This is a genomic window from Carnobacterium sp. CS13 (assembly GCF_016653495.1).
Classification (GTDB): Bacteria; Bacillota; Bacilli; order Lactobacillales; family Carnobacteriaceae; genus Carnobacterium_A; species Carnobacterium_A antarcticum.
Map to the genome: position 1 here is coordinate 1,824,852 of NZ_CP067364.1, position 22,681 is coordinate 1,847,532.

At 39.4% G+C, this 22,681-nt stretch carries 18 protein-coding genes; 4 read left to right on the forward strand and 14 right to left on the reverse strand.

Annotated features, from left to right (window positions below):
- Window position 1: 1 nt before the first annotated feature.
- The 6 genes from JHE06_RS08670 to JHE06_RS08695 are packed head-to-tail and all read right to left on the reverse strand — an operon-like array spanning window position 2 to window position 5,617.
- Complete coding sequence (locus tag JHE06_RS08670; protein ID WP_201088535.1) at window positions 2–1,180, reverse strand: SIS domain-containing protein; 1,179 nt, start codon at window positions 1,178–1,180, stop codon at window positions 2–4.
- A gap of 17 nt (window positions 1,181–1,197) precedes the next feature.
- The gene (locus JHE06_RS08675) at window positions 1,198–1,605 is read right to left on the reverse strand and encodes a PTS sugar transporter subunit IIA (protein WP_201088536.1); all 408 of its coding nucleotides are present in this window, start codon (window positions 1,603–1,605) and stop codon (window positions 1,198–1,200) included.
- Between the two features lie 24 nt (window positions 1,606–1,629).
- A complete protein-coding gene (locus tag JHE06_RS08680; RefSeq protein ID WP_201088537.1) occupies window positions 1,630–2,439 on the reverse strand; it encodes a PTS system mannose/fructose/sorbose family transporter subunit IID in 810 nt (269 codons plus the stop codon).
- Window positions 2,426–3,313 carry a PTS mannose/fructose/sorbose/N-acetylgalactosamine transporter subunit IIC gene (locus JHE06_RS08685; protein ID WP_201088538.1) on the reverse strand — a complete coding sequence of 296 codons (888 nt, stop codon included), beginning with the start codon at window positions 3,311–3,313 and terminating at the stop codon, window positions 2,426–2,428. Before JHE06_RS08685 ends, JHE06_RS08680 begins: the two co-directional genes overlap by 14 nt.
- A gap of 24 nt (window positions 3,314–3,337) precedes the next feature.
- Complete coding sequence (locus tag JHE06_RS08690) at window positions 3,338–3,823, reverse strand: PTS system mannose/fructose/N-acetylgalactosamine-transporter subunit IIB (RefSeq protein ID WP_201088539.1); 486 nt, start codon at window positions 3,821–3,823, stop codon at window positions 3,338–3,340.
- Between the two features lie 21 nt (window positions 3,824–3,844).
- Window positions 3,845–5,617, reverse strand: coding sequence for a glycoside hydrolase family 35 protein (locus JHE06_RS08695; protein ID WP_201088540.1), 1,773 nt, complete (start codon window positions 5,615–5,617; stop codon window positions 3,845–3,847).
- Between the two features lie 145 nt (window positions 5,618–5,762).
- Here JHE06_RS08695 and JHE06_RS08700 point away from each other — a divergent pair, with 145 nt between their 5' ends.
- Together JHE06_RS08700 and JHE06_RS08705 are read left to right on the forward strand one after the other, a co-directional pair.
- Entirely contained in the window at window positions 5,763–6,476 is a 714-nt protein-coding gene (locus JHE06_RS08700) for a GntR family transcriptional regulator (protein ID WP_201088541.1), read from the forward strand.
- A gap of 32 nt (window positions 6,477–6,508) precedes the next feature.
- Window positions 6,509–7,042, forward strand: a complete 534-nt coding sequence (locus JHE06_RS08705; RefSeq protein ID WP_201088542.1) for a 5' nucleotidase, NT5C type — start codon at window positions 6,509–6,511, stop codon at window positions 7,040–7,042.
- Window positions 7,043–7,740: 698 nt separating this feature from the next.
- Here the strand turns inward: JHE06_RS08705 and JHE06_RS08710 are convergent.
- The 5 genes from JHE06_RS08710 to JHE06_RS08730 form a co-directional block, all read right to left on the reverse strand.
- The gene (locus JHE06_RS08710; RefSeq protein WP_236253489.1) at window positions 7,741–11,535 is read right to left on the reverse strand and encodes an FtsX-like permease family protein; all 3,795 of its coding nucleotides are present in this window, start codon (window positions 11,533–11,535) and stop codon (window positions 7,741–7,743) included.
- Window positions 11,536–11,546: 11 nt separating this feature from the next.
- A complete protein-coding gene (locus tag JHE06_RS08715; protein ID WP_058918965.1) occupies window positions 11,547–12,248 on the reverse strand; it encodes an ABC transporter ATP-binding protein in 702 nt (233 codons plus the stop codon).
- A 154-nt stretch (window positions 12,249–12,402) separates the two neighbouring features.
- The gene (locus JHE06_RS08720) at window positions 12,403–13,101 is read right to left on the reverse strand and encodes a PepSY domain-containing protein (RefSeq protein WP_201088543.1); all 699 of its coding nucleotides are present in this window, start codon (window positions 13,099–13,101) and stop codon (window positions 12,403–12,405) included.
- Window positions 13,102–13,247: 146 nt separating this feature from the next.
- Window positions 13,248–14,627 (reverse strand): amino acid permease, encoded by a 1,380-nt coding sequence (locus tag JHE06_RS08725; RefSeq protein WP_201088544.1) that lies wholly within the window; start codon window positions 14,625–14,627, stop codon window positions 13,248–13,250.
- 35 nt (window positions 14,628–14,662) lie between these two features.
- Window positions 14,663–15,523 carry a GRP family sugar transporter gene (locus JHE06_RS08730; protein ID WP_201088545.1) on the reverse strand — a complete coding sequence of 287 codons (861 nt, stop codon included), beginning with the start codon at window positions 15,521–15,523 and terminating at the stop codon, window positions 14,663–14,665.
- 186 nt (window positions 15,524–15,709) lie between these two features.
- Between JHE06_RS08730 and JHE06_RS08735 the strand changes: the two genes are divergently transcribed.
- The gene (locus JHE06_RS08735; protein ID WP_058918969.1) at window positions 15,710–16,987 is read left to right on the forward strand and encodes an NAD(P)/FAD-dependent oxidoreductase; all 1,278 of its coding nucleotides are present in this window, start codon (window positions 15,710–15,712) and stop codon (window positions 16,985–16,987) included.
- Between the two features lie 41 nt (window positions 16,988–17,028).
- Here the strand turns inward: JHE06_RS08735 and ybaK are convergent, their stop codons facing one another.
- The 3 genes from ybaK to JHE06_RS08750 form a co-directional block, all read right to left on the reverse strand.
- Window positions 17,029–17,544: a Cys-tRNA(Pro) deacylase gene (gene ybaK / locus JHE06_RS08740; RefSeq protein ID WP_201090001.1), complete on the reverse strand. Its 516-nt coding sequence runs from the start codon at window positions 17,542–17,544 to the stop codon at window positions 17,029–17,031.
- A 263-nt stretch (window positions 17,545–17,807) separates the two neighbouring features.
- Window positions 17,808–18,986: a class I SAM-dependent rRNA methyltransferase gene (locus tag JHE06_RS08745; RefSeq protein WP_236253490.1), complete on the reverse strand. Its 1,179-nt coding sequence runs from the start codon at window positions 18,984–18,986 to the stop codon at window positions 17,808–17,810.
- Between the two features lie 78 nt (window positions 18,987–19,064).
- Complete coding sequence (locus tag JHE06_RS08750; protein ID WP_201088546.1) at window positions 19,065–19,727, reverse strand: VanZ family protein; 663 nt, start codon at window positions 19,725–19,727, stop codon at window positions 19,065–19,067.
- A gap of 301 nt (window positions 19,728–20,028) precedes the next feature.
- Between JHE06_RS08750 and JHE06_RS08755 the strand changes: the two genes are divergently transcribed.
- Entirely contained in the window at window positions 20,029–22,191 is a 2,163-nt protein-coding gene (locus tag JHE06_RS08755) for an LTA synthase family protein (RefSeq protein WP_236253491.1), read from the forward strand.
- Window positions 22,192–22,681 lie beyond the last annotated feature (490 nt).

A 22,681-nucleotide genomic window follows, 5' to 3' on the forward strand; every position in this document is an offset into this window, starting at 1 on the left:
ACTACTTATATGAATGAATCGTTACTCCTTTTACAACACGGTTTACCGTCCCAGATGCAGAAGGCGTATCTGGAGTATTTCCAACTTTAATAGAAGACAATAACGATACTGTCTGGGCTGCCATAACAAATGGCAAAGCAAGATAACCTTCAGGCAACAAAGAGTATTGGTTATCAAAATCAAACACTTCACCCTCAAAGCCTTCCTCTTCCATTGATTGAGCAATCGCAACGGTTTGGCTTGCAATTTGATCGTTTTGTATTTCTTTTAAAATATCTAAATCGTATTGACGAGTGTAAGCATCATTGTTTACAAAGACAAAAACGAGTGTCTTTTCATCAACAAACGACTTAGGTCCATGTCTAAAGCCCATTGAAGAATCAAACATGGTCGAAATTTTACCGGCGGTTAGTTCCAACACTTTCAATTGTGCTTCACGTGTTAAACCTGCTAAACTGCCAGATCCTAAATAAACGATTCGGTGAAAATCAGTTGCCAAAACAGTCGAAAGCTTTTCTTCTTGTTCAACAACTTCTTTCCCCATTTTTATCGCTGTTGCTACAAATTGTTCTTTTTCTGCTGCAGCAGATTGGTCAAAAACTAATAAAGATGTCAATGTCATACAAGTAAAGCTGCCGGTCATAGCAAACCCTTGATCATTTGAACGCTCTGGCATCAATAACAAAAGGTTTTCTTCATCTTGAGAAGCAGCTTTAGCTAAAGAACCTTCTGCAGCACAGGTAATAGTGATATGACGGATGTTTTTAACGACTGTATTTGCAACGTCAACGGTTGCAATACTTTCTGGGCTATTTCCACTGCGTGCGAATGACACTAGGATCGTCCAGTCGTCCTCGTGCAAGTAGTCTCTCGGAGAAGCAACAATGTCTGTCGTTGCGATACTTTCAAATAAAAAAGCATTCGTATCGCCCATTTGATTTAAATAAGGCACAATTGTATCGCCAACATAAGCTGATGTACCTGCTCCAGTAAACACAACACGAATTTTTCCTGTGGCCTCTTTTTTTATCTTTTCTAGAAAGGTTTGGATTTTTTCTTCCTGTTTCTGATAACTTTCCCAAGCTTCAGACCAGAGTTCAGGTTGTTGCTGAATCTCTCTTGTTGTGATCGATGCACCCAAATCCTTCAGTTCATTTTTCGATTTCGTAAATAGTTGCATATCTATTCGACTCCATTCTATTCATCTTCTTCATCAAAATTATCAGCAGCTAATAAATCGTTTACCTTTACAATGCTTTCTTGTGCATCGGTTACGAGAGTTTGTGTATTGCCGACCAACGATGCATTAACGAAACTAATGATCATTGGCATGTTCATTCCTGCATATAAGTTAAAGTCCGATCCATTCATGATTTTTTTAGCAGCGATATTGCAAGGCGTTCCGCCCATTAAATCAGCGAATACTGTATAGTCGCCATCTAACGGTTCCGCAACGGCTTCAAATTTTTCAGAAAATTCTTTTTCGCCTTCATTTGGCAATAAAGAGACCGTATAAATGTTCTCTTGCGGCCCTAAGATCATTTCTGCGCTATTTTTTAATTCTTTACAGAAATCCCCATGACTTACCAGTATCAAGTTATTCATTCTATTCATTCCTTTACTTGGTTCTTATTTTGCGATCACGCCTAATGCAGACAAAGCTACAGATACGACTAAAACGATAAAGATTGCTTTAGTAGAAGTAATGTTCTTTTTACCTAACAACCAGTAAACAGCTCCAACGATTGCTGCTGGCAAAAGACGAGGCATGATCATATCAACGTTATTTTGAACATCAATAACTAAGTCGCCGATGACAGGTGTCCAAGATAAATGAACGTTGATCATGGTTGCTACCAACGCACCAACCATGAATACTCCTAGTAATGTGGCTGCGTCTGTGATAGCAGTTAGTCGGCTTTGCATCGTTGTGACCAGAGAGACTCCTTCTTTATGTGCAATTTCAAGTTGTTTCCACCGGAAGAACATAACGGCGAAGTTGACCAGCATCCAAAGCAAAGCACCAATCGGGTTTCCGCTGACTGCCATGTTGGCAGCTAATGCACCAAAAATCGTCGGCAGCAGAGCTCCGAAAATCGAGTCGCCAATGGCAGCAAAAGGTCCCATTAAACCAACTTTGATTCCAGCTACTGTTTCCCGTGCATCAATACCTTCTTCTTCTTCAATCGCCATATCTATCCCTGTAACGATCGTGTTTAAAAAGTTACTTGTATTAAAAAATTGTGAATGTGTTTTCATCATTGCTTTTAGTTCTGGTGTGCCATCTCCATAAAGTTTTCTTAGTTGAGGCAGAATAGTATATAGATAGCCAGACCCTTGCATCCGTTCGTAGTTCCAACCTAGTTGAAATCCAAACAAACTTCTTCGATTGATTTGATTAAAGTCTTTTTTGGTTAATTTATAATTAGATTTCGTCATCTTCTATTTCTCCTTCCTCTGATGCTGAACCATTAGAATGTTGAATTTTTGGCGCTTCTGTCGTGCGTTTGTATTCTCTAAAGGCAAGAGCAAACCCTATTAGAGCAATTGCCAACATTGGCATACCTGTAAAGGTGTTCGCAAATCCATCTACTACACCAGCCATAGATCCGCCAAGCAATTGAATATTTCCAAACATTGTTGTGAGCAGTGCAGTAATAACAAATCCTAAAATCAAGTAAGGCATATGTTTTTTAACGGGCAAGTAACGTAATAAGATAGCGAAACCAACAGCAGGCAAAACAGCACCGGCTACAGCTAATCCGTCACCTAACCATTGTAATTGGTTGTTCAAAACACCAACGATAGAGTTCACAAAGCTTCCGCCAAAACTTAATGCTAATAGCACTGGAACAGCTCTAGATAATGACCACGATAAGGCACCCATAAGATAGTTACGTTCAATGCCTTTATAATCCATTTCTTCAATTTTTGTGTCGATACGATGAGCGAAAAACGTATTTGCAAATCGGCCTAGGATATCCATTTGAATCATTAAACCAGCTACCGGAACAGCGATCGCAGCGATTGCTTGTTCTGGATTCATACCGATCCCCACTGAAAAAGCTGTCGCTAGTACAGTACCGGAATTGGCATCGATTTTTGAAGAACCACCGAATGTTCCAACACCTAAAACCGTTAATTGCATACTTCCACCAATAATAAGTCCTGTTGTAACGTCACCCATGATTAAACCAGCTATTAATCCAGCAAATACCGGTTGAGCAAGACCAGTATAAACTTGTAATTCGTCTAAAATTTGATACCCTGCGTAAAGCGTTAACAATATAATTTGCCACCATGCAACTGCCATTATTTTTTCCTCCTCTACCTATTCTTAAACGTGTTGTTTTAACAAGGCCATAAAGTTTTCTGCGCGATCATTTGGTACCATTTGTGATACCAATTCAACACCTTTTTCGTTAAGTTTTTTGAAATCTTCAATGTCTTCGTCTAGAACATTAATCGATCTTGTAATTGATTTTGATTCATCAGACTGAGACATATTTCCAACATTGATTTCTTTGATCGGTACGCCCAATTCAACCAGTTTTAATAAACGGTCCGGTTTTTTTGCAATGATCAGCAAACGTTGTGAATCGTATTTTCCCGCCAAAATATTAGCAGCTGCTTTTTCTACTGGTAAAATACTTAGTTTTACTCCCGCTGGTGTTGCTAATTTCAACCCGCTTTTTTCAATTGCATTATTAGCAACACCATCGTCTACGACCATGATACGACTGATACCCAGCTTCGTAGTCCATAAATTAGCTACTTGTCCATGAATCAATCTTCCATCTATTCTTACAGCAGTAATACTCATCTTAATTTTCCTCCAATTTTTTTAAAGTTTTTTAAACTTAGGTTCCTTTTCTAAACTGATCATTTCAGACCAAATACCTTCTGTCTCAAAGACAACGATTTCATTTTCTCCTTTCTGTAAAAGAGATTTTGGTACATACAACGACAATGTCGGTCCTACGTTCCAATAGCGCCCAATATTAAATCCATTAACAAGAACGATTCCTTTTCCAAATGATTCCATATTAATAAACGTATCTTTTGGTTCATCAATAGTTGGTGTATATCTATAAAACGAAGGTGTATTTTCTTTCCACTTTTTATCATAATCTATTGATAAGGGTTTAGTGAATTCTAAACAATAGTGTTCCCAATCTAAAATGAAGTGTAAGTCAGACATTATCCCTGTTCTAATTCCTTTTTGCTGAGTATCCGCTAAAAGTTTATGACCATAATTCACTCGGCCCATATTTTCCACTAAAACATCTAGCTGATTTACGTCGTTTTTTGGTGCAATATAAATTTTCTCTCCAATTTCTTCTTGGTATTGGGTAGCTTTTTTTTCTTCGTTAAAAAAGAACTGAACTCGATCACTGCCATCTATTACGCGATAAAATTCTTCATTGCTGTCTTTTTTTACACGGCTCCTATAAAGCGTATATCCGTACTGTTGTCCTAATTCTTCCATTGTTTCAGGATATTTAGCTTGTTGTTTTTCAACGATCTCATCAATGACCGAGAATAAACTTACTTTTTGATTCAATGGAATAGCCTTAAGTTCCATGCTGTCTTTCACGAGCGGTTCTTGCTGTTCACTATCAGGAAACAGTTCCTGCATCATTTTTTGCAAAGCATAATATTTTTCAGTTGGATTCCCTTGTTCATTTAATGGTGCATCATAATCATAAGAGGTGACTTGCGGAAGATCTGTCCGCCCTCTCGCAGAACAGCCATTCATCAAACCGAAATTGGTGCCTCCATGAAACATATAGAGGTTAACGCTTCCAATTTCTAACGCTTCTTTTACATCATGAGCTAAATCCTGTCCATCTCTTTTTATAATTGGGTCGTTCCACCGATTAAACCAGCCATCCCAAAATTCCATACACATCAATGGCCATTTTTTCCCTTTTGATTCATGAAAATCTTTTAAATCTTTAAAGTTTTCTTTTGAGCGAGAACCAAAATTCCCGGTTGTTAAAATATTAGCTTCTGTTAATGTTCCAGCTTCTTGTGTAGCTCTCCAAGCCCCATCCGATGTAAATATAGGAACCGTCACCCCTAATTTAAGCATCAAGTCGTACAGCAGCTTCAAGTACTCTTTGTCCTCACCATAAGAACCGTATTCATTTTCTACTTGCATCATAATAACGGGACCGCCATGATCAAGCTGCAGCGGAGTAATAACTTCAAAAAGTTTTTCATAATAACGAGATACTTTTTCCATAAAAGCGGGATCTGATGACCGTATCCGCATATCCTTATAAGGCAGCAGCCAAGCTGGCAATCCGCCAAATTCCCACTCAGCACATATATAGGGAGAAGGACGAAGAATGACAAGCAATCCCAACTCTTCTGCAGTTTCGACAAATCGTTTTATATCATAGCGGCCTGAAAAATCGTATTCACCTTCTTTCGCTTCATGTACATTCCATGGAATATAAGTTTCTACTGTGTTAAAACCAAGCGCTTTCAAATTATACAATGAATGGTACCAATCCTCTGGTAGAACTCTAAAGTAATGAATTGCTCCAGACATAATCTTAAAAGGTTTACCGTCCAGCAAAAAATCTTCTTGTACTTCAAATTTTTTCATCTTTACACCTCTCCTAAAACGTTTACAATTAGTATATTAATATACTAAGTAACATTTGTCAATTCTTTTTACAATAAAATAAATTGGCACATTTAAGCGATATCAGTTAATATATTAAGAGTAACTATTCAGAAAGGAGATCATAATGAAAATCCCAAAATACCAACAAATAAAAAATGACTTACTCAAAAAAATTGAAGTCGGCGAATTTGAACACGGCGATCGCTTTTATAGTGAAGCAGAATTAGTAAAGCTTTACAATGTCAGTTCTATTACCGTTATTCGAGCTATACAAGAATTAGCCTCTGAAGGATACCTGGTGCGGTATCAAGGTAAAGGGACTTATGTCTCTCGTTCGCGTAAAAGAAAACTTGTTGAATTTTCAGATATTGAAGTTTTTGCTGGCAAAACAGAAACAGTAGAAGTTTTAAGTATCGAAGAAGAAAATGACGCCAATATGCGTAAAGAGTTAAGATTGCTGAAAAATGAGACCTATTATAAAATTACGCGGGTGCGGAAAGTAGATGGAGATCCTTTCTTATTGCATTTTTCTTATATTCCCAGCCAATTTATCAAAAAAGATATCCCCAATTTAGCTTATTATGATTCTATTTATAATCGCTTTAAAAGTGATTTTAATATTCGTATGTATGATCAGGAATCAAAAGAAACCAATGAGATCTTTTTCCCAACTGAAAAAGATCTTGCAGCTATCCTACTCATGAAAGAAAACGAACCTACCGTCCGTCAAGACAAGAAAACCATTCTACAGGATGGAACTGTGGCGGAAGTCGTTGTCAGCTATAAAAAGTGGAATTACTATAAAATTGAATTGTCTACTTTTAATGATCAGCACTAGACTAACGACATCAATATTGAGGAGGATGATTTATGGTCAGAATTGCCATTGATATGGATGAAGTCATCGCCGATTTTTATTTTAAAGATCTGCAAATGTACAATGATCTCTATGAAACAGATCTCGAATTAAACGATTTAAAGGATCAGTATGTTAGCGAACTGTATCCGGAAACTGAAAAAATCATGAAATTTATCCGAAATACAAAAGGCTTCTTTAAAGACCTTCCAGTTATTGAGGATGCACAAGAAGTAATAAAAGAATTGATGCTGCATCACGAAATTTTTATCACCTCAGCAGCAATGGATTTTCCAAACAGTTTTGATGACAAGTTTTATTGGATGCAGCGTAATTTTCCGTTTATCGAAAAGAAAAACATTGTCTTTTGCGGCAATAAAAGTATTATTCAAGCTGATTATTTAATAGACGACCATGTTCATCATTTTGACGGTTTTGCTGGAACGGGTTTATTATTCACGGCACATCACAATAAACAGATTTCCTTTCCTAACCGTATGAACAATTGGCAAGACGTTCGAGAATTTTTCAATCGACTAGCAGATTAAAGTATTTTCGATACAAAACCCCTTAGTGATTTTTTCTAAGGGGTTTTGTGCTTTTTCTGTTAAGGGATGTTTAATGTTGGTTGTCTTTTTTGCTTTTTGTCACTAGTGTTGCATAAATAAGTGTTCCCTCCTTTTAAAAGCTGTTTTCTAAAAAATGCATTTTGTTCTTATGTATTATATGGCTGCCATTTTGTCCTTCCTATGGGATACAAACATCTTTATCCATTCCAATCGGACCTTTTCGGCCGCAGCCGAAAAGCACAACTGATCAACTTAACTTATGTACCCATACAGATAAAGGTTTCTCGTCCTTACCGTCACCAAAAAGTTTTGCGTGCCTTAAGTCCAGTCTCATTGTGCAGTTAAGGTCCGTATGCTGATTTTGCGTGCCTTAAGTCCAGTCTCATCGTACAGTTAAGGTACGTATCCTGGTTTTGCGTACCTTAAGTCCAGTCTCATCGTACAGTTAAGGTACGTATCCTGTTTTTATGTACCATATGTCTGCCGTTCATTCGAACCGGCGATCATATAGTTGGTATAGCGTACAACGCGAAACTTTTTTGAGATTTGATAAAGCCCAATACAGTTCCAACGGCTGGAACGAAAATAATCTCAGCACTTATTATCTTTGGAAAATGATTTTCAATAAAAGTAAGCTCACTTCTTCGCATAAAAACGAAAAAGTGAGCTTATTGCTGTTAATCGACTGATTTAAGTGCTTCAATCATATCAATGTCTTTTAATTTAATGTGCATGGCAATCATTACGATTCCCGAGAACAAAATAGTCAGCAACCCTGAATACAAGAAACTCAAAGGTTGAATATCGGGACTAAACATCATCATATCAACTTCAGCAGTAGACAATACAAACCGATGCAATAGCATACCGAGGAAGGATCCCGCTACCACTCCCATCAAGGTTAAAATAATGTTTTCACGATAAATATACATGGTGACCTCTTTATCGTAAAACCCTAGCACTTTAATAGTTGAAAGTTCTCTGATCCGTTCCGATACATTGATGTTCGTCAAGTTATACAACACGACAAATGCCAGTAGTCCTGCTGAAACAATCAAGACGAGTGTGACGATCGCTAAACTAGCCATTGTGTCGCCAAAAGCGCCGCTGATTTGTCTAACGAAGTTGACCGCAGCAACTTTTGGTTGATTCGTTAACTCGCTTCCCAGCTTGTCTTCCCAACTTTTTGTTTTATCGTAATTCAACAACTGAGTATTGTAATCAGGTTGTTGATCAACAGCCGCTTCATAATAGTCTTTTGTCATAAAGACATAATGACCAGTATAATTTTCAACGATTTGATTTACGGTTACGTTCACCTGATCGTTATCTGTATCGGTCAGCGTTAAAGAATCGCCAATTTTCACATCAAAGAGCTTAGCTAATTTCTCAGTAATGATCGCTCCATCATCGGACAACGAATAGTTCTCTCCTGAACTTCGATCGTTTAGCAGCACATAATCCGCTAGCTGAGTCGTTTCTTCAGGTACAAAAATCGTTACATCTTGTGTATTGACGCCTTTTTCAGAAACACTGTATGTTTCTTGAAGCACGTCCAAGCGGCCTGTGATATCCGTTTGTGACCCAATAAAATCTTGGTACTCTTTATCTTCTTCAGTTGTGTCTGTGTTATAAGCAACTAATGCATCGTATTTCATCACTTTCCCGTATTGCAAATCGGCCATATCCGCAATCGAATCGGATAACCCAAAACCGGTTAAAATCAAGGCCGTACATCCGGCAACACCTAAGACCGTCATCAGCATGCGCTGTTTGTAGCGGAATAAGTTACGAGCGGTTACTTTCTGAATGAAGCCCATTCGGTTCCAAATGAATGGGATACGTTCCAACATAATGCGCTTGCCGATTTTCGGTGCTTTTGGACGCATCAACTCAGCAGCATTGCTGTTTAATTCAACACGCGTAGCTACATAGGCAGAAGCAACCGTACAAAGAATCGCAATAGCAAATGAAATTAACGCATAACTGAGGTAATAAGTGATTCGTACACTTGGCAAGTTATAGAGAGAACCATAGGCATTGAAAATAACGGCCGGGAAAACTTCGTAGCCGATGACTAAACCGATGACCGTTCCTACTATACTGGCAAGCGAAGCATAAACTAAAAACTTTTTAGAAATATCCCAGTTGGAATAGCCTAATGCTTTGAGCGTTCCGATTTGCAACCGTTGTTCGTCCACCATTCGGGTCATAGTTGTTAAACACACCAATGCGGCAATCAAGAAAAAGAAAACCGGGAAAACTTGTGCGATGGCTGAAATTCGTTCTGCATTATCACTGAATTCAGCATAGCCCGGATTGACACTGCGATCAAAGACAAAATATTCAGGGACTGTCAATGCTGCCAACTCTTTTTTAGCGTCCGCTAGTTCGGCTTCACCTTCGGAAATCTCTTTATCTGCTTCTTTTTTCTTTGTTTCAAATTCTGCTAAAGCAGTATCATAATCAGCTTGTCCTGCTTCAAGCTGTTGTTTAGCCGCTGCCAATTCGGCTTCCCCATTTGCTTTTTCTTGAGCTAATTTTGCTTGCCCCTCAGTCAGCTGAGCTTCGCCATCTGCTAATTCGGTTTCGGCTGCTTGGATCGCCTGAAAACCGGCATCGATTTGCTGCTGATTAGCAGCAATTTCAGCTTCACCAGCGGCCAATTGAGCTTTTCCGTCTGCTTTTTGGGCTTCAAATGTTTCTTTGGCTTCGTTTAATTGAGTTTGGGCGGCTTCAAGTTCAGCTCGTTTAGCTGCTAACTCAGGCTCGCCGCTTTGTATTTTTTGCTGATTGGTTGTTAATTCAGCTTGACCTGCTTTCACTGCAGCTTTTCCTTCAGCTAGTTCGGTTTCAGCGGCTTGGATCGCTTGCTGGCCTTGGTCGATTTCTTGCTGTTTCGCAACTAATTCTGCTTCGCCGGCTGTCAACGAATTCTGAACGGAATCAAGAGCTGCAGTAACATCGGAGGCTGGCAGCTGTCCGCTGAAATAACCTCTTAGCAGCTCTCCCATGGAAGAATCGACGTCTCCAGCTGCTGCAATCAGTGTTGCCTGCGTTTCAGCCGGAACGGAGGCAATGGGAGTATTTATTAGTTGACGGACCGTAGCTGAGAAGTCTTGAACTTGATTTTTTTGCGTCTCAAAAGTTCGCTTAGCCGCATCCAGCTCTTTTTGTCCGGCTTGCAATTCAGCTTTTTGATTTGCAAGTGCGGCTTCGCCCGTTTGGATTTCTTGAGCTTTGGTGTCTAGTTCAGCTAGGCCGCTAGCGATGGCTGCTTTGCCGTCTTCCAATTCAGCTTCGGCTGCTTGGATCGCCTGCAATCCTTCATCGATTTTTTGCTGGTTGGCATCCAGTTCATTTGCCCCAGCACTCAATTGAGCTTGTGCTGCTGCTTTTTTATTCTCAAACGTTTCTTTAGCTTGATTTAACTCCGTTTGTCCAGCTTCAAGTTCAGCTCGTTTCGTAGCTAGTTCGGCTTTGCCGTCTGCTAATTTTTGGATATTGGCATCTATTTCCGCCTGGGCTTTGGTTGTTTCTGTCGTTAGCTTTTCCTGACCCGCTTGGTAATCTTCCCAACCTGCCGCTATTGTTTGTTTGGCATCATCCAGTTGCTTTTGGCCATCTGCTAATTTTTCTTTAGCTTCATCGATTTCAGCTTGGCCTTCGTCGATTTCTTTTTGTGCTTCGCTTTGGATGGTGTCTAAACGTTCTTGCGGTTGTTCTTTTACAAGTTCTTCGATTTCTTTCGTGTGCACTTCAACTTTGTCTTCGTATTCTTTTGAATAGGCTTCAAGCGAAGCTGTATCAGAAAAGGTCAGATAAGCCTCTGTAAAATAATCGCTATCGAAGTCGGTATCTAAAACCACAGCAAAGCCGTCCAATGTTCCTTTTCCAACGGTACTGCTGCCTCTGGCATAGTTTTCAATGTATTGAGGATTGTGGACAAATCCGACGACTTGATACGTTTCCACAACTAATGTATCCGACAACGGGGTTTCTTGATCATCTGTTGTCAACGTCACCGTATCGCCTAATTGATACTCATCTGTATAAGTTAAATTAGCATCCAAAGCGATCTCACCGGATTTTTCAGGCATCCGTCCGGATTCAACGGCATATTGATTGGATGCTTGTCCTGCATCTTTTGGATACCCCATGATTTTTGTGACTAATCTGCTATCCTGCAGAATCACGTCTTGGCTATAAGTGCCTCGAACAGTAGCACCTTTAACGGTTTCCAGCAACTCCAAGTCCTCTTGCTCCAGCCCGTAAGTAGATACGACTTTCAAATCCATTAAATTTTTATCTTGATAATAATGGTCAGCTGTATCAATCATATCTGGGCCGGTTGCTTTGATCCCGGCAAAAAAAGCAACGCCTAATGTAATAATGGCAAAAATCGATAAGAATCGAGCTTTTGATTTCCACATTTCTTTAAAGATATCTTTCCATAACGCTTTCTTTTTCATTTTATACCCCCTCACCACTCAATATCCGCAACGGATGTCGGGTTGGGGTTTAATGTAACTTCACGAACTTTAGCATTGTTGATTTCAATCATCCGATCCGCCATAGGAGCAATTGCTTGGTTATGTGTAATAACGATCACGGTCGTACCTGTATTTTTACAAGTATCTTGCAACAATTTTAAGACTTGTTTTCCGGTTTCATAATCTAGTGCTCCAGTTGGTTCGTCGCACAACAATAATTTTGGTTGTTTGGCCAACGCTCTGGCAATGGCCACCCTTTGTTGTTCTCCTCCCGATAATTGAGCAGGAAAATTATTCAATCGGTGGCCCAAACCGACATCTTGTAATACCTTTTCAGCGTCTAACGCATGTGGCGAAATCTCCCCAGCTAATTCTACGTTCTCTTTGGCTGTCAAATTTGGTACTAAATTATAAAATTGAAAAACAAAGCCCACATCATCGCGACGATAGCCAGTCAATTGTTTTTTGGAGTAATCAGCAATGTCTTTTCCATCGACAATGATTTGCCCTTCGTCCGCAACATCCATTCCGCCCAAAATATTCAAAACAGTCGATTTTCCGGCACCACTCGGTCCAACGATCACAGCAAATTCACCTTTTTCAATCTCGAAAGATATGCCATCATTGGCGGAAATAGTAGTTTCCCCCATTTGATAGCGTTTGTATTCATTTATTATTTCTACGAAAGCCATCAGTATCCCTACATTTCTACTTTTTCTTTTTTAGTTTTTAATTTAAAACAATGTAAAACAGTATAACACAAAATAAGTCGTAAGAAGCAGTAAAAGCTGCTTCTTACGACTTATTTAATCGTTAAGGCTGGCCCACAGCTAACCTAGTTATTTTCTAGTCAAATTCAAGAAACTCTCCTGTTTTAGCATCGATATGAACATCATCATTCGCACTGTCGCTGCCTTCGACGTCTATTTCATAATAGATTGTTCCATTCTTGCTATCGATACCCCATTCTTTGGCGTATCCGCTGCCGACTTTATCCAATGCCGCTTTCATCGCTTCTTGCGGTGAAACCAGTCCGGCTAAGTCTAAGACTTCATCATCATCGACATTATCTTTATCGTCTGTGTCTTTATTCATCACTTCTCCGGTGGTAGCGTCAACTTCTAATTCTACCTCGTTCGTTGCATTATAACCTTCAACTTTATAAACATAATTGTTTGAATCCTCGTCTATGCTGACAGATGTGATTTCCGCATCTGAGTATTCATCTTTAAATTTATTCACAGCATCTTCCATACTAACATCAAACGTTTTGTTTTCGATGCCTTTAGATGAGGCATCCGTATTACTAGAGCTAGAAGAACTAGAATCTGCAGTGCTGGAACTAGAGCTCATTGAAGAACTGGAGTCCGATGACATCATGCTGGAACTGTCCATTTGATCGCTTGACATCATCATCTCTGAAGAAGCTTCGCTTGGCGTAGTCGTTGTGTCCTCTTGATTTCCGCTGCTGCATGCTGCTAAAACTAAAGAAGTTGCTAAAGTTGTTGCACCAATCAAAGCTTTTTTGCTCATACCTGTTTTCATACTATCCTTCTCCTTCTATATAGAATTTGAATTCACTTACAAACGAGCGGTCAGCGGTTTTGTATTTTCCGTTTCCCTCTTCGTTTATATGGCTATTATAGGATAGATCCATCAACAATTAGAAGTAAAAAGACTTCTGAAGCTTTTTAAAGATTTAATTTGCTGTGGTTGTGCCCATAAGCTACATAGAAAACAAAGCCAACGATCAACCAGGCTCCAAAAGCCAACCAGACAGATAAAGACAACTGAATCATGAGGTACAGACAGACGGCAATAGACAATACCGGCAAGAATGGCACTAACGGAACTTTAAATTCTTTTTCACCGGGTTGACCAAACTCTTTACGCAATTGAATAATACCGGCCGCAATGATGATAAAAACCATCAACGTGACAATATTGGTTAATTCGGCTAATCGTTCGAGAGGAACAAATCCTGCTAAAACGGCCGAAATGACTCCTGCCGTAGCGGTAGCATTTTTAGGACTATGCGATTTCTCATCTACTTCGCTTAGTTTTTCCGGCAGCAGGCCATCACGACTAATGGCGTAAATCAAACGAGCTAATCCGTAAGTCATCGAAATCAATACTGTCAACAATGTCAAAATGGCGCCTACCGAAATCATACCGGCGATCACATCTTGACCGATAAAGCGCATAGCAAAAGCTACTGGGTCTTTTACATTTAATTGTGCAAAAGGAACCAACCCCGTAAGCACTAGAGTCACCCCTATGTATAATAAGGTGGCGATCCCTAAAGAACCGATAATGCCTCGAGGCACATCGCGTTGCGGGTTCTTGGTTTCTTCCGCAGCTGTACTGACGGAATCAAAACCCAGAAAAGCAAAAAAGACAAACGCTGCACCCGAAACGACCCCTTTCATTCCAAAAGGCGCAAAAGGCGTCCAATTTTCAGGTTTGACGTAAAAGACACCGACGATCACAAACAAAGCAATCAATGAAAACTTCACAATGACCATTAAGTTGTTTAATCTGAGCGCTTTTTTAGCCCCTTGAACCACTAAATACGATACTCCTAAGGTAACTAAAACCGCGATCAAATCGATATAAGAACCGGTTGCTGCATTATAGGAAGCGCGTAAAGCCATCGGCAATCCTAGTCCGATCCCATCTAAAAAGCCATTTACATAGCCCGACCAGCCAGAAGCAACGGATGCGTTAGCCAATAGATATTGGCAAATCATCAGCCAACCGACTAACCAGCCCGCCAATTCTCCAAAAATAGTGTAGACGTAAGAGTAGGCTCCTCCGGCAACTGGAACGCGTGAAGCAAATTCAGCGTAGCAAAGGGCAGATAACACGCAAGAAAAAGCAGCGATCACAAACGATACGATCAAAGCGGGTCCTGCTGTATTTGCTGCTGCTGTTCCTGTGATCACAAAGATGCCTGTTCCAACAATGGCTCCTAATCCAAGTAAAATCAAATCCATTGTTTTTAGGTCTTTTTTCAATTCCGATGTTTTTTCTCCTATTAGCGGCATCGGTTTTTTTCTAAAATAATTCATTCTGATCCATCCTACCCTTTCTTAATTCCGGTTTTTTAAGCTTTGATGTAGCCGATCAAAATGCCGCCGGCGATCACTCCAAGACAGCCCAGCAAAACGTAGCGGAACTCTCTTTTCGATTTTGTTTCTCCAAGAAACCAGATGCCGCCTAAAGTTGAAATGATGATTCCTGTTTGAGACAGTGAGAAACTAATAGCTAAACCAACATTCTTCATGGAAATCAGCATGAATATATTCCCTGTTGCCCATAACAAACCAGTCCCGATGTTGCGCATCGTGTACTTGCTTTTTATCTCTTGTCGGAAAGAAAACAAGAAAGCACCAATCATCATCCCAACCGCTTGCGGCAAAATAACGGCTAAAGCATCCACTCCGGTAGCGTTGATCGTGATCGTGTATAATCCATAACCAGCTGTCGAGAGCAGCAAGGCCATCGCACCATTTTTTTTGGCTGAAGCAGATTTAGTATCCGTTTGTTCAGACTTATCGGTTACAGTCGTCAAACGCACACCGACAATCAAAATAACAATCGCTATAATCCCTAATACTATGTCTCTTGTACTGGTCCATTCTCTAAACAACAGCACACCTGCCAACGTATTGACGATCAGTTGCAGACCTGTTGAAATAGGCAGCGTATTAGAAACCCCGATCAGCTGCATACTTTGAAACTGTTTCATTTGCCCTAAAGACCAAAATATCCCAGATACCAAGCCTGCTAAAATAATTTTCATATCAATGGCAGGTTGATAAACAACATACACTCCTATTGAAAAGATAAACGCTCCCACGGTCATTCCGACCGTTTGCTGATAAGCATTTCCACCTAATTTCCCACTAACTAACCCAATACTTCCCCAAGCAATAGCTGGCAACAATGCAATTAAAATTTCCATATTCAACCTCTTCCTTAATGATTCAATTTATTAATACTCACATCATAACAAGGATAAGAGTTGAACTACAACATGTAACTGGTTCCAATATAAATTCTTTCACGAGGAGATGGAACTAATGACTGGAATGTGCTAAGGTAAGTGAAGAAATTTTAACAATTTGACCAACAGAAATGAGGAATCCGCATGACAGATTACGATGTCATCGTAGTTGGCGGTGGGACTAGCGGTATGATGGCTGCTATCTCTGCTGCTGAACATGGTGCAAAAGTTGCCGTTGTCGAAAAAAACAAAACGCTCGGCCGTAAATTACTGGTGACCGGCGGCGGACGTTGCAACGTAACCAACAACCGCGATAAAGAAGAAATCATCGCCCATATCCCAGGAAATGGACGTTTTTTATACAGTGCTTTCCATCAATACGATAATTATGATATTATGGCCTTTTTCCGTTCGAACGGAGTCGCTTTAAAAGAAGAAGACCATGGTCGGATGTTTCCGATAACGGATAAGGCTCGGACTGTTTTAGAAGCTTTGATCGAGATCATGGAGCGATTAGCCATTACCGTTTATACCGATGCTCCGGTTGATACATTACTGTTTGAAGACAATAAAGTTGCAGGCTTGCGATTGCAAGATGAACGAGAGTTGTCGGCCAAAAGCATCGTTCTGTCAACTGGCGGACGAGCCATGCCAAGAACGGGTTCAACCGGTGACGGTTACAAATGGGCTAAAAAAGCCGGTCATAGTTTAAAACCTCTTTACCCGACAGAAGTACCCGTTTTGTCTGATGAAGCTTTTATTCAAGATAAAACCCTTCAAGGTCTTTCTTTACGGGATGTGGCTCTTAGTGTCTTAAATAAAAAAGGAAAAAAAGTCATTACCCATCAAATGGATATGATTTTCACCCACTTTGGTATTTCAGGCCCAGCAGTTTTGCGTTGTTCCATGTTTGTTCACCAAACCATGCAACGCGATAAAACAGATTTCGTCACATTTTCATTAGATGCATTGCCTGAATTATCAAAAGGCGCAGTTACTCAACAGCTGCAAGGTTTAATGAAAAATGAAGGAGAAAAAAGTACAAAAAATGCTTTAAAAGGCTTAGTGCCTGAACGGTATTTATTGTTTGCTTTGGAACGATTAGGTGTCGATGAAAATGCGCCTTTGAAACAAATGACACCCGATCAACTTGAGAAATTCATCGAGTTTTTGAAAGATTTCCGGTTTACAGCCAATGGTACGCTTCCGATCGAAAAAGCGTTCGTCACCGGAGGCGGCATCAATACAAAGGAAGTCAATCCCAAAACGATGGAAAGCAAATTTACCAGCGGTTTATATTTTTCCGGTGAAATTTTGGATTACAATGGATACACTGGTGGTTACAACATCACTGGGGCATTCATTACCGGTCGTATCGCCGGCATGCACGCTGCTGCTCAAGCTTTGGAAAATCACGAATAACCAAAAATCCGCTGTTCCTTTTTTAGGAACAACGGATTTTTTCAGTTGTGTGGACTTTCGATTTCTGCAAATGTAGCTGAAGTAACTTTTTGTAAATCGAGTGGATCCAATTCGATTTGTAAACCCCGCTTGCCTGCTGAAACAATGATACGTTCCATTTGTTCAGCACGTTTTGAAAAATAAGTAGGGTACAGCTTTTTCATTCCAATCGGAGAACACCCGCCGCGAATATAACCGGTCGTTTTCTCTAATTCGCTTAACGGCAATAGCGCTATGCGTTTATTGCCGCTGGCTTTAGCTAATTTTTTCAAATCAATTTCACTGTCTCCCGGAATGCAGGCAACGACTATGCCAGTTTTGTCGCCTGTCGTTACAATGGTCTTAAAAATCCATTCTTTCGGTGCTGACAGTGTTTCGAAAACGGCTTCGGCGCCTAAATGATCTTCATCCCAAGGATATTCATGAAGTTGATAGCTGATTTTCATTTTATCCACTAACCGAATGGCATTGGTTTTTTGTAGTTTCGCTTTTTTCACTTGATCAACCTTCTTTAAAATTCGAGTCTATAATATTTAGTGTTGATGAGCAAAATAATGACAGACGAAATTTTCCGTTAGAATAAAGCGTTCTATCATTTTTGATGTTGATAAAGAAAATGACTGTATGCTATAATCTTGAATTTTTTGGAGGAATAGTGGCTGCTTGAATCCTTTTCATGGCTTTCTACAAGCAAACACGTAAGTTCCGGAGGAAATTCCAACCCCTAAGAATCACCAATACGACTTGACAAAGTGTCTAAAATTCATCTTTTAAGGACAGATTATTTTTTGCGGATAATGTAAACTTTCAAGTAATCTCCTTGTTGAAAATGAGGACTGATTTTGAAATCTTCCGGCAAAGTATGCTTTTCTTCTATCGAATAAGCAGCTCCTTGATTTTCAAAAGCTTCTTCGATAAAGCCTTCAAATTTCTTAGTCGTGACATTAGCCGCATTGGTTGAGGCAATAATGATACCGTTTGGTTTAGTCAATTGAATGACCTCTTCCAATAAACCAGTATAATCTTGTGCCGCGCTGAAAGTCCGTTTTTTCGAACGAGCAAAGCTTGGCGGATCTACCACTACCACATCAAAGACTAATTGGTGTCGAATAGCGTATTTAAAATAATCAAATACATCCATCACACGAATCGTTTGGTCTGCCGGGTTTAACCCATTTATTTCAAATTGTTCTGTTGTTTTTGGCAAGCTGCGTTTAGCTAAATCCACACTCGTGGTTTCAATCGCTCCGCCTAATGCTGCTGCAACCGAAAAAGCTCCAGTATAACTGAACGTGTTTAAAACAGATTTACCCATCGCATAATTTTCCAACAAACTTTGACGCACATCACGCTGGTCTAAGAAAATCCCAGTCATTAACCCATCATCCAAATACGTTGCATAGCGAATGCCGTTTTCCTGAACGATCAATGGCTCAGGTGCAGCTTCTCCAAAAACAAGGTCGGTAGCTGGTTTGATTTTCATTTCAAAACGAATTTTTTCGTAAATTCCTTTAATTTCCGGTGCTACCGTTTTAAAAGCAGCTAAAATCTGATCGCGGTGTTTGTAAATACCGGCACTGTACCATGAGAAGACGTAGTAATCGGCATAGAAGTCAACTGTCACCCCGCCTAAACCATCGCCTTCTCCATTGAAGACGCGGTAAGCAGTCGTTTGGTCATTCAGTCGGAAGATTGAACGTTGATCTAAAGCTTCTTGGAAGATTCTTTCAAAAAAAGCTTGGTCGATTTTTTCATTGGCTTGGGTTGTTAAAATCCAGCCGTCGCCTTTATTTTGTTTGGCTAAATAAGCTACTGCAACAAATTTCTTTTGTTCATCAATACATTCTATTACGGTACCTTCTGAAACTTTTGGTTCTTTAACAAAATCTTCCAATACCAATAATGGATAACCTTGACGTGCACGCTCAGTAGCGCGTCTTTTCAACATATATTTTTCCACGGTTCAACTTCTCCTTTTTTAATGCTTTTTCTGATTTGTAACTCCCCAGTATACCATACTCTTTGTGGTATTTATTTTTCAAGAGCGGTTAACGGAGTTGATTTTTCTTTTTTTAATCCCTTTTACTTTATAAAAAATCCATTGACAGGCTTCAAATAAGATCAATCCTACTAATGTACCGATAGTATTAAAAATCAAATCGTCGATATCGGCTACTCCAGTATGAAACAGGAATTGCATCGTTTCAATCGAAAAGGAGACCACCGAGCCCAACAACAGCGTTTTAAAAAAGTAATGGCGTTTAGTCGTTAAATAGGCCGCTCCAAATCCCATAGGAATAAACCAAAGGATATTGCCGTATAAATTATAATAATAATCAAATAAAGTGACACCCTGAGTTAATTTAAAGGTATGAACAAATGGCGTCCAATTGATTTGATCGAGTGAACGAAGCGTTACTGCAACATTCCCAATGCTGTTTTCTTCTCGAAAAACGGTCAAATGAATCAATAAGATCAAATAAAAAACAAACAGATTCAAAATAACTTCGCGGCGGATTTTGATCGGCAACTGTTTCTTTTTGCGAATGAACAAATATAAGCTTCGGCCGATGGCCCAAAAAATAAAATAAAACAGGGCTTGATCTAAGCTGTAAAAAATAAGTTCAATCAAAGGAAAATGGTTGATCGAATCGCCCAATAAATTTTCAGTTAAATCAAAAAGAGATTGTAAAAAAAACATGGTGAGGCAAAACCTCCCTTTATCTTGATGTTACCCATTATACCTTAATCACTAGTTTTTTTTGACTCTAAAAAGAATAAACTTTACTTAAATTTAACCTTACATGAGAGAACCCTGCTCTTTTGCCATTGTATCCGAATACATTCTGATTATATGAGGCAAAAAATTGACTCTAGTGTAAATTAGCTGTAAAATATCTATGATATGTCTTAATAGCTGGTGCTTATTCGTATTAAATAAGCAGACGCTCACTTTGATAAAAAAAGGCATTTTTTTTGTATCTTTAAGGAGGACTTAACTAGTGACTAAATTAAAATCTATACTAAATACACGGCTCGGTTTCTTTTCATTGGCAGTCGTTTTATTCTGGGCAAAAACGTATTTAGGGTATACACAAGAATTCTCGCTTGGTGTTACCGGAGCTATGCAGCAATTTATTTTGCTGATCAACCCCGTGGCGACCACCATGCTGTTCCTTTCGATTGCCCTGTACTTTAAAAAAAGCAAGAAAGCTTATACCGTTTTATTCGTGGTTTACTTTCTTTTAAGCGTGTTGCTCTTTGCCAATATCTTATATTACCGAGAATTTTCTGATTTCCTTTCGGTAACCACGATTCTTGGTGCTGGGAATGTTGCTGGCGGTCTTGGAGCCAGCACAACCGCTTTATTAAAAGCACGAGATATTTTTTACTGGCTCGATTTTGTTGTCTTGCTTGGTTTAGTATTGACAAAAACGGTCAAACTTGACCAACGTCTCTATAAAAAACGTTCCGCTGCTGCAATAACCATTTTAGCTGTAACCTTATTTGCAGGTAATTTAGCATTAGCAGAAAGCAATCGCCCGCAACTCTTGGCGCGTACCTTTGACCGGAACTATATCGTCAAATACCTCGGTTTGAACTTTTTCACTGCTTACGACGGTTACCAAACGGCGCAGTCCAATCAAATCAAAGCCAACGCAGATGAGTCGGATATGGATGCTGTTCTCTCTTATGTAAATGAACACTATGCTGCTCCTGATTCAGAAATGTTTGGAATTGCTGAAGACCGCAATGTAATTTATTTGCACTTAGAAAGTTTCCAACAATTTTTGATCGATTATCAATTAGAAGATGAAAATGGCGAATTGCATGAAGTGACGCCTTTCTTAAACAGTATTTTCCATGACCAGCAAACCCAAAGTTTCACGAATGTTTTTCATCAAGTAGGACAAGGTAAAACGTCTGATTCTGAAATGTTATTAGAAAACTCATTATTCGGTTTGCCTCAAGGTGGCGCATTTACCCAAGTTGGCGGAAGCAACACTTTCCAATCGGCAGCCCAAATCTTACGTTCTAAAAAAGATTACACAAGTGCAGTCTTACATGGAAATGTTGGCTCATTCTGGAATCGAGACAACACCTATAAACAATTAGGCATCGATTATTTCTTTGATGCTGATTCTTATGATATGTCTGAAGGCAATACCCTTGAATATGGTTTGAAAGATAAATTATTCTTACAAGAATCTGTTCAGTATATCGAACAATTGCCTCAACCATTCTATTCAAAACTTATTACCGTTTCAAATCATTTCCCTTATCCATTGGATGAAGCAAACGTTGAATTCAAAGCGGCCCAAACGCCTGATGATACCATCAATAATTATTTTGTGACGGCTCATTATTTGGATCAAGCCATTGAAGAATTCTTCACTTATCTGAAAGATTCTGGTCTCTACGATAATTCTATTATTGTCTTGTACGGGGATCACTATGGTATTTCAAATTCAAGAAACAAAACATTGGCGCCTTTACTTGGCGAAGATCCAGAAACTTGGAACGGCTACGACAACGATATGTTGCAACGGATCCCATTGATGTACCATATTCCTGGAACAGACAATGGAAAAATCAACGAACAATTCGGCGGCCAAGTTGACATGCTGCCAACATTGATGCATTTGTTGGGTGTCGATACTAAAGACAACATTATGATGGGAACCGATCTCTTCTCAGCTGATCATGATGAAACAGTTGCTTTCCGTAACGGTGATGTTGTAACTCCGAAATACACTCTTGATGGTGCAGATATTTACGACACAGCAACCGGTGAATTGATTGAAGAGCCTTCTGAGGAAGTACTTGCTGAAACAGAAGCTTTAAAAGAAGCTGTTTCTACTCAACTAAGCTTGTCAGACAGTATTTTGCATAGCGACTTATTGCGTTTCTATACGCCTGAAGGTTTATTAGAAACTGATCCTGCTTCTTATAGTTACCAAAACCAATTAGAACGGATGAAAGCTATCAATGAAGGTTTAGGCGATCAAGCAACTAGCTTGTACGATTTAAACGGTAAACAATCAACTGTTGAATTGTACGAAACAAATGCTCCTGAATTGCAAACAGAAGAAGATTCTTCTATCCTAAACCAACCCGCTACTGATGGTTTGAACGAAGCAGAACCTGTAGAAGAACAAAAATAAGCATATGAATTGTATCTGTTAATCTAAAAAAAGCCAAAGCGCTATTCGTCGCTTTGGCTTTTTTTGGCTCTTTATCAAATCGTGTTGGTGTCTCTTAGATTGAAATTACCTTCGGAACTTACGTGTTTGCTTGTAGCCACTATTCCTCCAAAAATTTCAAGATTGTAGCATATAGTCATTTCACTTACCAACACCCAAAATGATAGAACCAGTTTTCGCCATTCGGGGACAAGCTCCTTTCTTTTTAGCAGTAGTTTATCTCGATTTCCCGTTTTTGAGACAAACTATCTTACTTGCAATTGAATAGAAAAGCGACAGGGACCACATATTATAAATAGTACATAAGGAAGAAAATAATCCGTTACAGTAGGGTTCAAGAGAAATATAGCCCCTTATCAAGAATGTGAAAGAAAAGCACCTAAGAAAAACCAAATGAAAATACAGCAACTACTCTAATAGAACCATTTTCCCCAGATTTCTGTGTTTGTCT

Coding starts and splice junctions, on each gene's coding strand:
- JHE06_RS08730 (WP_201088545.1), bottom strand. CDS start 15,523: ATGGAAATTTTAATTGCATTGTTGCCAGCTATTGCTTGGGGAAGTATT.
- JHE06_RS08705 (WP_201088542.1), top strand. CDS start 6,509: ATGGTCAGAATTGCCATTGATATGGATGAAGTCATCGCCGATTTTTAT.
- JHE06_RS08700 (WP_201088541.1), top strand. CDS start 5,763: ATGAAAATCCCAAAATACCAACAAATAAAAAATGACTTACTCAAAAAA.
- JHE06_RS08725 (WP_201088544.1), bottom strand. CDS start 14,627: ATGAATTATTTTAGAAAAAAACCGATGCCGCTAATAGGAGAAAAAACA.
- JHE06_RS08695 (WP_201088540.1), bottom strand. CDS start 5,617: ATGAAAAAATTTGAAGTACAAGAAGATTTTTTGCTGGACGGTAAACCT.
- JHE06_RS08750 (WP_201088546.1), bottom strand. CDS start 19,727: ATGTTTTTTTTACAATCTCTTTTTGATTTAACTGAAAATTTATTGGGC.
- JHE06_RS08715 (WP_058918965.1), bottom strand. CDS start 12,248: ATGGCTTTCGTAGAAATAATAAATGAATACAAACGCTATCAAATGGGG.
- JHE06_RS08720 (WP_201088543.1), bottom strand. CDS start 13,101: ATGAAAACAGGTATGAGCAAAAAAGCTTTGATTGGTGCAACAACTTTA.
- JHE06_RS08685 (WP_201088538.1), bottom strand. CDS start 3,313: ATGGCAGTTGCATGGTGGCAAATTATATTGTTAACGCTTTACGCAGGG.
- JHE06_RS08690 (WP_201088539.1), bottom strand. CDS start 3,823: ATGAGTATTACTGCTGTAAGAATAGATGGAAGATTGATTCATGGACAA.
- JHE06_RS08710 (WP_236253489.1), bottom strand. CDS start 11,535: ATGAAAAAGAAAGCGTTATGGAAAGATATCTTTAAAGAAATGTGGAAA.
- JHE06_RS08670 (WP_201088535.1), bottom strand. CDS start 1,180: ATGCAACTATTTACGAAATCGAAAAATGAACTGAAGGATTTGGGTGCA.
- JHE06_RS08735 (WP_058918969.1), top strand. CDS start 15,710: ATGACAGATTACGATGTCATCGTAGTTGGCGGTGGGACTAGCGGTATG.
- JHE06_RS08680 (WP_201088537.1), bottom strand. CDS start 2,439: ATGACGAAATCTAATTATAAATTAACCAAAAAAGACTTTAATCAAATC.
- JHE06_RS08675 (WP_201088536.1), bottom strand. CDS start 1,605: ATGAATAACTTGATACTGGTAAGTCATGGGGATTTCTGTAAAGAATTA.